The sequence below is a fragment of the Pandoraea sp. 64-18 genome (genome assembly GCF_001899225.1).
Classification (GTDB): domain Bacteria; phylum Pseudomonadota; class Gammaproteobacteria; order Burkholderiales; family Burkholderiaceae; genus Pandoraea; species Pandoraea cepalis.
Map to the genome: position 1 here is coordinate 176506 of NZ_MKVU01000016.1, position 12373 is coordinate 188878.

General features: G+C 65.7%; 11 protein-coding genes. 10 read left to right on the forward strand and 1 reads right to left on the reverse strand.

The genetic code is table 11. The features are described 5' to 3' along the window. Positions 1 to 6: 6 nt before the first annotated feature. The 9 genes from BGP02_RS14400 (at position 7) to BGP02_RS14440 (ending at position 10002) form a co-directional block, all read left to right on the forward strand. Positions 7 to 162: a hypothetical protein gene (locus tag BGP02_RS14400; RefSeq protein WP_157211514.1), complete on the forward strand. Its 156-nt coding sequence runs from the start codon at positions 7 to 9 to the stop codon at positions 160 to 162. Between the two features lie 365 nt (positions 163 to 527). Beyond that, positions 528 to 1439, forward strand: coding sequence for a LysR family transcriptional regulator (locus BGP02_RS14405; RefSeq protein WP_017234888.1), 912 nt, complete (start codon positions 528 to 530; stop codon positions 1437 to 1439). A gap of 180 nt (positions 1440 to 1619) precedes the next feature. Next, on the forward strand, positions 1620 to 2696 hold the full coding sequence (locus tag BGP02_RS14410) for an ABC transporter substrate-binding protein (protein ID WP_017234889.1): 1077 nt from the start codon (positions 1620 to 1622) through the stop codon (positions 2694 to 2696). 129 nt (positions 2697 to 2825) lie between these two features. Continuing rightward, the gene (locus tag BGP02_RS14415) at positions 2826 to 4844 is read left to right on the forward strand and encodes an aconitase family protein (protein WP_268567565.1); all 2019 of its coding nucleotides are present in this window, start codon (positions 2826 to 2828) and stop codon (positions 4842 to 4844) included. A gap of 12 nt (positions 4845 to 4856) precedes the next feature. Next, on the forward strand, positions 4857 to 6140 hold the full coding sequence (locus BGP02_RS14420; protein ID WP_150563089.1) for a CaiB/BaiF CoA transferase family protein: 1284 nt from the start codon (positions 4857 to 4859) through the stop codon (positions 6138 to 6140). A gap of 102 nt (positions 6141 to 6242) precedes the next feature. Further along, a complete protein-coding gene (locus BGP02_RS14425) occupies positions 6243 to 7325 on the forward strand; it encodes a CaiB/BaiF CoA transferase family protein (protein WP_286798782.1) in 1083 nt (360 codons plus the stop codon). A 196-nt stretch (positions 7326 to 7521) separates the two neighbouring features. Further along, complete coding sequence (locus BGP02_RS14430) at positions 7522 to 8235, forward strand: hypothetical protein (protein WP_157211515.1); 714 nt, start codon at positions 7522 to 7524, stop codon at positions 8233 to 8235. 79 nt (positions 8236 to 8314) lie between these two features. Then, positions 8315 to 9421, forward strand: a complete 1107-nt coding sequence (gene dinB, locus BGP02_RS14435; protein WP_261938807.1) for a DNA polymerase IV — start codon at positions 8315 to 8317, stop codon at positions 9419 to 9421. A gap of 71 nt (positions 9422 to 9492) precedes the next feature. Further along, a complete protein-coding gene (locus BGP02_RS14440) occupies positions 9493 to 10002 on the forward strand; it encodes an MgtC/SapB family protein (protein ID WP_261938806.1) in 510 nt (169 codons plus the stop codon). A 251-nt stretch (positions 10003 to 10253) separates the two neighbouring features. Here BGP02_RS14440 and BGP02_RS14445 read toward each other — a convergent pair whose 3' ends face one another. Beyond that, positions 10254 to 10709: a hypothetical protein gene (locus tag BGP02_RS14445; RefSeq protein WP_286798775.1), complete on the reverse strand. Its 456-nt coding sequence runs from the start codon at positions 10707 to 10709 to the stop codon at positions 10254 to 10256. Positions 10710 to 10806: 97 nt separating this feature from the next. Here BGP02_RS14445 and BGP02_RS14450 point away from each other — a divergent pair, with 97 nt between their 5' ends. After that, entirely contained in the window at positions 10807 to 12303 is a 1497-nt protein-coding gene (locus BGP02_RS14450; RefSeq protein ID WP_017234896.1) for a cryptochrome/photolyase family protein, read from the forward strand. Positions 12304 to 12373 lie beyond the last annotated feature (70 nt).

Below are 12373 nucleotides of genomic sequence, written 5' to 3' on the forward strand. Positions count from 1 at the left end.
TCCCGTTTGAAACGTTTCCTGGTTGCCGCGCCGATAGCGCCGCACTATAGTCAAAGCAGGCCCGGCAACGATGCCGGGATGATCGAGCGTCAACAAAATGATTGCGATCGTCATTTGCAAATGTTGGCTGTTCATGGCCTTGGCGTCGGTACCGCCACCTGAGGCACCGCTGAACACGGCAGACGGCGGCTGGAGCGCCGTGCTGCTGGCGGGAGCGATGCGCTAGCGGGTGTCCCGGGAGGGACCGGCACCGACACTTCGAGACGGATGCGCGACGTCCGATGGGAACGTGTATTCCCGGGGCTTGACGTCGGGTTCGCCGCCTCCCGCGCTTGACGAGTCGCTTCCCCCTGAGTCGACTCGCCGCTTCCCCGAATGTCGTAGTCGTTTGCCGTCGTTCAGCAGGGGGCCTGTCGCACGTTGGCGCTTCGGGTGCTTTGCTGTGTCGTCGGGGGCGGTCGACAGTGGCGTTTTCGCCACATGCGCCGCAAAATCGCTGTCAATGCAGTGCCTTTGGGAGACCAGGCATGACGCTATGGCGGATCGATCTAGTCTCGTTGCGACTGTTCGTCGCCGTTTGCGAAGAAAGCAGCATTGCACGGGCGGCCGAGCGCGAATTCATCGCGCCCTCTGCCGTCAGCAAACGGATCAACGACCTGGAGTCCCTGGTCGGTTCGGCGTTGCTCCAACGTCATAAGTGGGGTGTGCGGGCGACCCCGGCAGGCGAGGCCCTCCTGCACCATGCGCGCAATGTGTTGCGCAGCCTCGAGAAGATGCAGGGCGATCTGTCCGAGTACACCAGCGGTGTGCGCGGCCATATTCGCATCTTCGCCAACGTTTCCTCGATCGTCGAAACCCTTCCCGATGAACTCGGCGCGTTCCTGCGTCGCCACGACGGCGTGAAGGTCGACCTGGAAGATCACACCAGCGCACAGGTCGTGCGCGGGGTGGCGGACGGGGCCACCGACATCGGCATTTGCTGGGACGCCGTGGATACCCGCGATGTCGAGGTCTTCCCCTATCGCAACGACCAGATCGTGACCGTACTGCACCGCGACCACGCGCTGGCCGGCCGCGAACAGGTCGCCTTCGTCGACACGCTCGATTTCGACCACATCGGCGTGCATCCGGACAGCGCCATGTACACCGTGCTGCGGCGCGTGGCGGCCGAGCAGGGCAAGACGGTCAAATTCCGCATCCATGTGTCGACGTTCGAGGCGGTGTGCCGCATGGTGCGCGCCAACCTCGGGCTGGCCGTGGTGCCGCGCGAGGCCGTCGGCAGTTACTCGCAAGCGACTGACGGGGAGGCGCTGCGCATCGTGCCGCTGACCGATCCGTGGGCGCTGCGCCGGCTGATCGTGTGCGTGCGACGCTACGACGCCTTGCCCGTCGCCTCGCGCATGCTCGTCGATCACCTGTGCGCTCGCAACATTGCGTAAAGCATAGGAACGCCAAAGGTTCGGCCCAGGGCGGCAAGCGTCGCGAACGGCGATGTCTGGCATGCCGAAACACAACTTGTCGGCGCTTCGGGGGCAGCGGATGCTCTCAGAGCCGATAGCGATTCCGGCCGACGAGCCGGAGCGCGCCGATTTCCCGCATAGGGCGGGAGGAGACACGCGATGACATATACCGAAGCGCGCCGCGTGCGCGTTGCCGTAGGACGTTGGGCTCTCGTCTTCTCGCTGGTGGCGTCAGGCCTCGCAGCATTGGGGCTGAGCACTGGGGCCTGCGCCGCGCCCGCACAGGCGCTCGAAAAGCCGAAGCTCACGATCGCCGTGGGCGGCAAGCCCGGCCTCTACTATCTGCCGTTGACCATCGCTGAACAACTCGGGTACTTCAAGGACGAAGGGCTCGACGTCACCATCGACGACTTCGCCGGCGGCTCCAAAGCCTTGCAGGCGGTCGTCGGCGGTAGCGCCGACGTGGGCGCCGGGGCTTTCGAGCATACCTTGCTCATGCAGACCAAGGGATTGACCTATCAAGCGTTCGTGGTGCTCGGCGCGGCCCCCCAACTGGTGCTCGGCGTGGTCAAGGCCAAGGCCGCGGAGGTGAAATCGGTCAAGGACCTGAAGGGAATGCGCATCGGCGTGAGCGCGCCGGGGTCGAGCACGCATATGCTGGTCAACGTGGCGCTCGCGAAAGCCGGGCTCAAACCGAGCGACGTGTCCATCGTGGGCGTCGGCAGCAATGCGACGGTCGTCGCCGCCGCACGTGGCGGGCAGGTCGACGCCGTCTCCAACGTCGATCCGATGATGACGCTGCTGCAGTCGTCGGGCGACATCAAGGTACTCGTCGACACGCGTACGCAGGCGGGCACCCGCGCCATGTTTGGCGGGCCGATGCCGGCGGCCGTGATGTACGCGCCGCAGAGCTTCATCGAGAAGAATCCGCGCACCGTGCAGGCCGTCGCGAACGCCATCGTGCGGGCAGACAAATGGCTTCAGCACGCCACCGCTGCAGAATTGATCAAGACCGTGCCGGAGTCCTATCTGCTGGGCAACAAGGCACTTTACCTGGAAGCGTTCGCCAACTGCCGCGAGGCGTTCTCGCCAGACGGCATGATGCCCGCCGGCGGTCCGGCCACGGCGCTCAAGGCGCTCGCGTCGTTCACGCCCGAGGTCAAGCCGTCGCAGATCCGGCTCGGCGATACGTGGACCAACGTTTTTGCGACACAGGCCAATCGACAGTATCCCTGAGGGTGTCCAGACGAACGCGCGCCTGGATGTCGTGACCTCACGTTTCGTCCCGCGGCCGCCCGCGGACTCGGTACGGAACGTGCGATCAAAACGGGTGAACCCCTTGGGGAACATTCGAGGAGCGATCTCATGCAAGCCACTGTGCAACTCCACGGACGTGTGCTGTGGTTGAGCGACCGGGCCGATGTCATGGCCCGGCAACTGGCGGGCGAATCGTTGACGCGCACCGAAGCCGGGCCGTTGCGCGACCAGATTTCCACCGACGAGATGACGCCCGCATGGGCGTGTCTGGCGTTCGATGAGACGCTCGGCGACTACGTCTATGTCGGATTGCGATGCAGTGCGGACGCAACGAATCCGGCCGGCGTGTTTCCCGTTAGGCAGAAGGCGGTGCGCGAAGGCGGCTTCGCGTTGTCGGTCGCCGGAATGCGCCGTGGCAAGGGGTCGTCGCGCGAGGCGAGTCCGTTCGCCGAATGGTGCGCGGGCATCCGGATCGTAATCGCCGAGAGTTTCGAGCGCATTTATGCGCAGAACTGCCAGAACCTCGGGCTGTTGATGTCGACCGACTTGGCGCTCGCGGAGCGGCTGCAAGCGGGGGAGACGGTCGCCATCGACGCCTTTCTCGAAGACTGCGATCCATTGGGCGAGGAGATCGTGCGCAGCGGGGGATTGTTCGGTTACACGCGGCGCCGGCTGGCGGGAGACGTCGTGGCGCCGCGGCCCGCCCATGCGCCGGGACCGATGACCTACGGCGAGAAGATCATTGCCAGGGCGCTCGGCGTGCCTCGTGTGCGCGCAGGCGACGCCGTGTTCGTCCCCGCCGACTGGCGTTTTTCCCACGAATACGTGACGCCGATGGCCGTGAGCTTCCTGCGTCACGCCTTCGGCGACGCGGTGCCGGCGCTGCACGACCCGGCGTCGATGCTGTGCTTTGAGGATCACCTGACCCATCTCGATACGGTGTCCGTCGGCAGTGGCGGGCCGCCGCCGCTGGTGGATGCGGCGCTGCGTCTGGGTTCGGCCCAGCGCGAGTTCTGCGCGCAGCACGATCTGCGTCTGCATGGACGCGCGGCGGGCGGTGGCTCGGAAGGCATCTGCCATGCCTTGATGCTCGAGCGCTACGCGCTGCCGGGGCAGGTCATCGTTGGCACCGATTCGCATACGCCGCATTGCGGCGCGGTCGGTGCGTTTGCGTTCGGCGTGGGCGCCACGGAGATGGCGAACGCCTGGTTGACGGGCGACGCGCGACTGGCGGTGCCGGGCACCTGTCTCGTGCATCTGCGCTCGCGCTTGCCGGCGGGCGTGGGGGCGAAGGATCTCGCGCTGCACCTGCTGCATCTCCCGTACATCCGCGACGGCCGTGCCATCGGTCAGATCATCGAATTTTCCGGCGAGGCGGTGGCCCACCTGTCGACCGACGAGCGGGCGACGCTGACCAACATGGTGGCGGAAATCGGTGGACTGACCGGGCTCATCGTGCCCGATGCCGAGACCGTGAGATACCTGCGTGAACGGCGCGGCGTCGACGCGGCGTTGGCGCCGTGGATGACAAGCGATGCGCAGGCCGCTTACGCCCACGTCATCGAGATCGATTGCGCCCGACTCGGCGCGATGGTGGCGAGTCCCGGTGATCCGGGCAACGGCGTGGCGCTCACCCAGTTGTCGGCGGAGGTGCCGATCGATATCGCGTACGGGGGATCGTGTACGGGCAGCAAGCGCGAGGACCTGCGCGCATGCCACGAAGTGCTCGCATGGGGCCTGTCGCAAGGGCACAAGGTCGCCGATGGCGTGCGCTTCTACCTGCAGTACGGTAGCGAAGATGTCCGTGCGTGGTGCGAGGCGCAGGGCTACGCGGACGTGTTCGCGGCGGCCGGCGTCAAGGTGCTCGCGCCGGGGTGCGGGGCGTGTGTGAACGCTGGGCCGGGCGTATCGCGTGCGCCCGACGAGGTGGTCATCAGCGCGCAGAACCGAAATTTCCCGGGCCGTTCGGGACCCGGGCAGATGTGGCTGGGCAGCCCGGCCACCGTGGCCGCGAGTGCCTTGGCGGGGTACATCGTCGGCTTCGATCAATTACGACGCAACGGCTTCGCGGCGCCTGCCGCGCGCCTGCCGGATCGGCGGCGTGGCGACGCGTTGCGCGCGAGCTGAGGAGAATAGCCGATGCCGGACGTGTCCGCCGCAACGCCAATGCCGTTGAAAGGCATTCGGGTTGTGGAGTTTTCCCATATGGTCATGGGCCCCACCTGCGGCATGGTGCTAGGCGATCTCGGTGCCGACGTCATCAAGGTGGAACCGGTCGGCGGCGACCCCACGCGGTGCCTGCTGGGCACGGGCGCGGGCTTCTTCCGCGCGTTCAATCGCAACAAGCGCAGTCTTGCCGTGGATGTCACACGGCCGGAGGGGCGTGAGCTGATTCTGCGCCTGGTGAGCACGGCGGACGTGCTGACCGAGAACTTCAAGCCCGGGCGCATGCGCCAGTTCGGCCTGGATTATGCAACGCTATCACGCTTGAATCCGGCGCTTGTCTACGTCTCGCTCAAGGGGTTCCTGCCCGGTCCGTACGCCGCACGCACCGCGCTCGACGAAGTCGTGCAAATGATGGCGGGGCTCGCGTATATGACGGGACCGCCCGGTCAGCCGCTGCGTGCGGGGGCCTCGGTCAACGACATCATGGGTGGCGTGTTCGGCGCGCTCGCCGCGCTGGCCGCGCTATACGAGCGCAAGAGCACCGGGCGCGGACAGGAGGTGCAGGGGGCGCTGTTCGAGAACTGCGTGCTGCTGGCGGCGCAACACATGCAGCAGTTCGCGGTGACGGGCGTGGCGCCCGACCCGATGCCCGCCCGCTTGTCGGCCTGGGGGATTTACGATGTGTTTACGGCGCGCGACGGCGTGCAAATCTTCCTCGCGGTGGTGAGCGACACCCAGTGGCGCATCTTCTGCGACGTGTTCGGCCGGCAGGATCTGGCCGACGACGCGCGACTCGCGACGAACAACGATCGGGTGCTTGCCCGTGACTGGCTGCTGCCTTTGCTGCGCGAGATGATGTTGGGGTTCGATGCGAGTTATCTCGCGGCCGCGTTTGAGCGGCACGGTCTGCCGTTCGCGCCGATCGTCACACCCCAGGCGCTGTTCGACGACCCGCATTTGCGCGCGAGCGGCGGACTGGGCGATCTGGTGACCGAGCAAGGCGAGCACACGCAGGTGCCGCTGCTGCCGATCGCGATGGCGGGGCAGCGCTTGCCCGCGCGCCGGCCGTTGCCCGCGGCGGGCGAGCATACGTATGAAATCTTGCGGGATCTGGGGTATCTCGACGGCCAGATCGCGCGGCTGCTGACGGACGCGGTGGTGGCCGGTCCGCTGGGCGATGGTTCGGCGGGCGAGACACCGAGGCGCGGTGACGCCACCGGTCCCGTTTTACGGGAAGACGGCACGGATCGAGGCTGATTTCGGAAGTGTCTGAGTAAAGAAGGCGTGTCGTCCGCTTGCCCGCGGACAGTGCGGCGCGGTACGGTGTGGACATCCACCCTCATCCCTTGCTCGCTCGCCATGACCGAATCGCTCGATTTGCCTGAAAGCCCCGAAGCCCGTGAATCGTCTGTCGTCGCCGACGCACCGCTGGCCGGCGTCACGGTGCTGGATCTCACGCGCTTGCTGCCCGGTCCGCTCGCGGGACTGCGCCTCGCGGAACTGGGGGCGCATGTCGTCAAGATCGAAGACACCGGGGCCGGCGACTACGCCCGCGAGATGATGCTCAACGATGGCGAGGCGCCGCCAAGTGCATTCTGGCGTTTGCTCAATCGCGGCAAATCGGTCGAGCGACTCGATCTCAAACGCGATAGCGACCGCGTGGCGTTCCTCGACTGGGTCGTTCGCGCCGACGTGTTGCTGGAGGGATTTCGCCCAGGGGTGATGGCGCGGCTCGGTTTCGATTACGAGACGCTGGCGCGCCTCAGGCCGTCGTTGGTGATGGCATCGATCACCGGGTACGGACAGCATGGGCCGATGGCGCAGGCCGCCGGACACGACATCAATTACATCGGCTACGCGGGCGTGCTCGACCAACTGGGTGATTCAAACGACGCGCCGATCGTGCCGAATTTCCAGATTGGCGACCTGTACGGCGGCGGGCAGGCGGCGGTACAAGCCGTGCTGGCGGCGCTGGTCGCGGCGCAGCGCACCGGCCGCGGCCGGTGGCTGGACGTCTCGATGACCCACGAGGTGTTCCGCGCGAATCTCATTCCGGCCGTCGCTCTGCATCGGCAAGGGCATGCGCCGCGGGCGGGCGCGGACTTGCTCAACGGCGGCGTGCCTTGTTATCAGGTCTATCGCACGCGGGATGGACGTTACATGGCCGTGGGCGCGCTCGAACTCAAATTCTGGCAAACGTTGTGTGACGTGCTGGGGCGCAGCGAATGGAAAGCGCGGCATTGGTCGCTCGGACAGGCGATTGGCGGCGACGACGCACGTGCGCTTCAGGCTGAACTGGCGGCGGTATTCGCTAGCGCGTCGCAGGCCGACTGGACGTTGCGTTTTGCCGATGCCGACTGCTGCGTGACGCCAGTGCTTCGCCTGGAGGAGGCCGTGACGCACGCGCTCTTCGCGCAGGCGCGCGAGGCGTTGACACCCTGACGCCCTGACGCCGGGCGAGAGTGCGTTACCGAATGTCACAACTTTTCAGGAGATAACGACACGAAGTGTGGCCTTTGTTCGCGTAGAGTCATCGCTTGCCCACCCTGATACCGCCATGACACGACGGCTCGCCTTGCGCCAAGCACGAAACGGGATAGCCCATGCCGCGGGAGGGCGACTGACGGCGGTGGCTGTCATGGTTGCGGTAGTGATGGCGGCGATGTGTACGGGATGCGTCTCCTACCAAGACGCGCCCACCGATCATGGCAAAGTGCGCTCGACGGCAATGACGACCGCCGATCTCGCACAGACGGACATCAATCGCATGGCGACGCTGGGCATGCGGGCCAACCTCGAGGGCTTGTACCGGCTGGCCGACAAGCTCTACAAGCGCAACCCGCGCGAATGGCGCAAGGGCGGGGCAGCGACACAGACGCAGGCGATGACGCAATTGCGCGCGGCCATCGAAGGGCGACGAAGCCTGCCGGCGCTGCGGAATTTGCGCGACGTGAAGGCATTATCCCTCTCGCTCGACCCGGCCTTCAGTGGCGATCGCGTGGCCGCGTTCGTCTACAGTCTTTCTGACACGATTGTCGCGGCGCATGGCGGGACGACGGTCTTCTATCTGAGCGATGGCCTCGACGCACAGCGAATCTACAATGCGGCGCGCAACGTCGAGATCGCGGCGTGGCTGCTGTCGAGTCGTCACGACATGACAGGCAAGCCGCTGCTGCTGGCGAACGAACTCACCGACGTGCGCAACGTGAGCTTCGAACGGGAGTTTGGCAAGATCATCGGTCGGCTCGATCTGCTCGCCGAGATGCTCGACGAGAAGTATCGGCGCGCCGGCATCGGGTACGTCCAGAATGTGCTCGGCGCACAGTTCCTCCAGTTCCTGCCTGTGCGATGAGGCGCTGACGCAATGTCACGCGTCGGGCGCAAATGTGGTGTGAATGCTGTATATTTGCACAGTGTTTTCATTGCGAGCCATGTCCTCCTCTACGCGCAAGATCATTCACTGCGACGCCGATTGCTTCTACGCCTCTGTCGAGATGCGCGATGACCCGTCGTTGCGGGGAATTCCGCTGGCCGTCGGGGGCCAGCCCGATCAGCGAGGTGTGGTCGCAACGTGCAACTACGAGGCGCGCGCCTTCGGGGTGCGCTCGGCCATGCCCTCGGCACAGGCGCTCAAGCTCTGTCCCGAGTTGCGCATCATTGCGCCGACGATGCGCCGGTATCAGGAGGCATCGCAGCGCATCATGGCGATTTACCGCGATTACACGGATCTCGTCGAACCGCTTTCACTCGACGAGGCGTATCTCGATGTCACGCACAGCGATCGTTGCGACGGCTCGGCCACATTGATCGCCCGCGAGATTCGCGCACGGGTCGCCGAGGAGGTCGGGCTTACCGTCTCGGCCGGCGTCGCCCCCAACAAGTTCATCGCCAAGATTGCCAGCGACTGGCGCAAGCCCGACGGCATGTTCGTCGTGAGACCGGCAGAAATCGACGCCTTCGTGGCCGCGCTCCCCGTCGAGCGCCTGTTCGGCGTGGGGAAGGTCACGGCGGAGAAGCTCCGGGCGCTGGGAGTGCAGTCCTGCGGCGATCTGCGCAGCCATTCGATGGCCGATCTTGCCGAGCGTTTCGGCGTGTTCGGTCAGCGATTGTATGAGCGCTGCCGCGGCATCGACACGCGCGACGTCAGCCCGGACCGGGAACGCAAGTCGATCAGTGTCGAGACCACCTACACGCGCGATCTGCGCACGCTGGCTGACTGCGAGGCGGCGCTTGAGCCGCTGCTTCGTCAGTTATCCGAGCGGATCGAGCGGGCGCGCCGCAGCGAGCCGCTGGCGATCGCCAAGGTGTTCGTCAAGATTCGTTTCGCCGACTTTTCACGGACGACGGCAGAAGCCGGCGCGCTGAGTGTCGATGCCGCGCAATGTCGTGAATTGCTGGCCGACGCCGTCGGCCGGAAACGCCGACCGGTGCGCCTGATGGGCGTGGGGGTGCGACTGCTCGAAGCCCAGGCCGCGCGCCAGTTGCGCTTGTTCGACGACGAGGTCGACCCGACTCACTCTGCCCGGGACGGGCGATAATGCATCGCCACAGACATAGATCGCTCGGAGCAGCCGGGCGAGCGAGACGCGAGAAACGAGCGAGGTGAGGGATGGCGGAGATCATCGAAGTCACATTGCGGCTGATGGCAGCGCTGGTGCTGGGCGGACTCGTCGGGCTCAATCGAAATCTCCATCACAAATCTGTCGGCTTGCGCACACTGGCGATCGTGTCGTTCGGCTCGGCGTTGTTCGTGCTGGCGGTCGTGCCGTTTCCCGGGTCGGCGCTGGTCTATGACACGTCGTCGGTCAGCCGGGTGGTGCAGGGCATTGTGGCCGGGATCGGTTTTCTGGGCGCGGGCTGTATCGTTCGGCCGAACCGTAGCGCGTCGGTGCACGGATTCACCACGGCGGCGGCGCTCTGGAGTACCACGGGGATCGGCATTATCTGCGGCTTGGGCCGTTGGCATATCGCGCTGGCCGCGATGGTCCTGCTGCTCGTCGTATTGGCGATCGGCGGGCGTATCGAAGACATCGCGCATCGATGGCTGGGACACGACGAGCTGCCGGGGCTGCCGTCCGGCACGGACACGCCGGCGCCGCGCGAGCCCGACGACAAGTAAGTGCCATCCGGCGCAACGGGGACGCGGCACGTCGAAGTCGCTCCCCGGTGGACGTCACCGGAAGATCTTGCGGATACCAAAGAAAATGCCCGCCGAGGCGGGCAAATGACGTTGTCGCAGTACCCCCAAAAGGACGTAAGAGGGCGATTGCATTTTGGTCAGCGGCCGGTCGTTCGCCAATCGGGGCTTGCCCGATTAGGGAAAGCACGCGCATGAGACTTTGTCGGTTCGACGTGAGACCGGCGAGACGCTCACCGCAGCGCGCGCAACTCCCTGGCACGTGCGCGCGCCACCCGCAGGCCGTCGGCTTGAAGCGCGAGTGTGGCGGCATCGGCTTGCTGCGAGGCGTCGGTTGCTGAGGTGTACGTCACAACCGCGGCCTGTCGCTCACGTCTGAAACGCCCGGTGATCGGGGCGCACTCGGCGGCGGCTTCGTCTGCCAGCCGGATCGGGTCCGGCACGAGATCGACATAGCGGGCAACGTGGCCGTACAGGCATGTGCGGTACTGGTCGGCAGCGGTGTCGGCGGCCGCCAGATGATGCTCGCGCAACTGGGCGGCATCGGGCGCGCCAGAACGTGCCGAAGTCAATGCGCCGCGCGGCGCTGTCGAGGTGGCGCAGCCGGTCATGAGCAACGCGGCAGCGAGGCAGAACACGGCCGGCACCACCCCGCGCATGTGAGCCAAAGTCGGAAGCTTCTGAGTCATAAGGTAATCGAGGCCGATGGCATAAAGTCCGCGATATCGCTATGGTACGGGATTGGGCGGAACCTACAATGGCGCGCACGTGTGGCGCCAATCTGACATGAGCGATTTCCATAAGGGGTTGGTTTGGATCCGGCGCGACTTGCGCTGCACGGACAACGCAACGCTCGCGCACGCGCTTGCCACGTGCCAAGCGGTGTATGTCGTGTTTGTGTTCGACACAACGATTCTCGACGTCTTGCCGCGCGACGATCGTCGTGTCGCATTCATCCACGACAGCGTGAGCGAATTGGCCACCACGCTGACGCATGCCGGCGGGGCATTGATTGTGCGCCACGGGGATCCGGTGGCGGAGATTCCGTCGCTGGCGAAGTCGCTCGGCGTACAGGCCGTGTTTGCCGGGCGCGATTACGAGCCCGCCGCCGTGGCACGCGATCGCTCGGTGGCTCGCTCGCTCGACGAACGCGGCATTGCCTTCGAGGTCGTCAAGGATCAGGTGATTTTCGAGGCGAGTGAGATTCTCACGGCGCAGGGCGAGCCGTACAGCGTGTTCACCCCGTATCAGCGCGCTTGGTTGAAGCAGGTGAGACCGGTGGATTTGGCGCCGCACGGCCGCGACGCCGATCGGCGGCGATTGGCTGTGCCACCGACGGGCAGCGGTGCACTCCCGTCACTGGCGTCGTTGGGTTTCGAGGTGTCCGACGCGCGCCGTATGGCCATCCCTGCCGGGGAGTCTGGCGCCCGTCAATTGCTGGACGATTTTCTGCCGCGCATGGCGCATTACCATGAGCGACGCGACTACCCTGCCATACGCGGGCCGAGCTATCTGTCGGTACATCTGCGTTTCGGCACGATTTCGATACGCACGCTCGCCCGCGAGGCGCACGCCGCCATGTTGCGAGGGGGGGACGACGGTCGCGGCGCGCAAACATGGCTCAGCGAGCTTATCTGGCGCGAGTTCTATTTCATGATCCTGCACCATCATCCGCGCGTCGTGGCACAGGCGTTCAAACCTGCCTACGATGCCATCGAATGGGCTGCCGGCCAAGCGGCCGATGCCGATTTTCAGGCCTGGTGCGAGGGACGCACGGGGTATCCGCTCGTCGATGCCGCCATGCGCCAGATCAACCAGACTGGCTATATGCACAACCGCCTGCGCATGGTGACGGCGAGCTTCCTGGTCAAGGATCTCGGTATCGATTGGCGGCGCGGGGAAGCCTACTTTGCGCACGCGCTCAACGACTTCGACCTCGCGGCGAACAACGGCGGCTGGCAGTGGGCGGCGTCGACCGGATGCGACGCGCAACCGTATTTCCGCATCTTCAATCCGGTGACGCAGTCTGAGAAGTTCGATCCGCAAGGGCGCTTCATTCGGAAGTACGTGCCGGAGCTGGCCAATCTGCCCGACAAGGCGCTGCATGCTCCCTGGCGGGCCGACGCGCAGACGCTGCTCGATGCCCACGTGGCGCTGGGACGCGACTATCCGCCGCCGCGGGTGGCGCACGACGTGGCGCGCAAGGAAACGCTGGCACGATATGCGGTCGTGAAGACGCCGGCGGTTTCCGGCAAGCGCGATGACGGCTTGGATGCGGACTGAGCAACGATCGGTGTATACCCCCGTCAACTTTTCACGCGTCTCACCGTTGATAGAGGTAAGGCACGCGAGA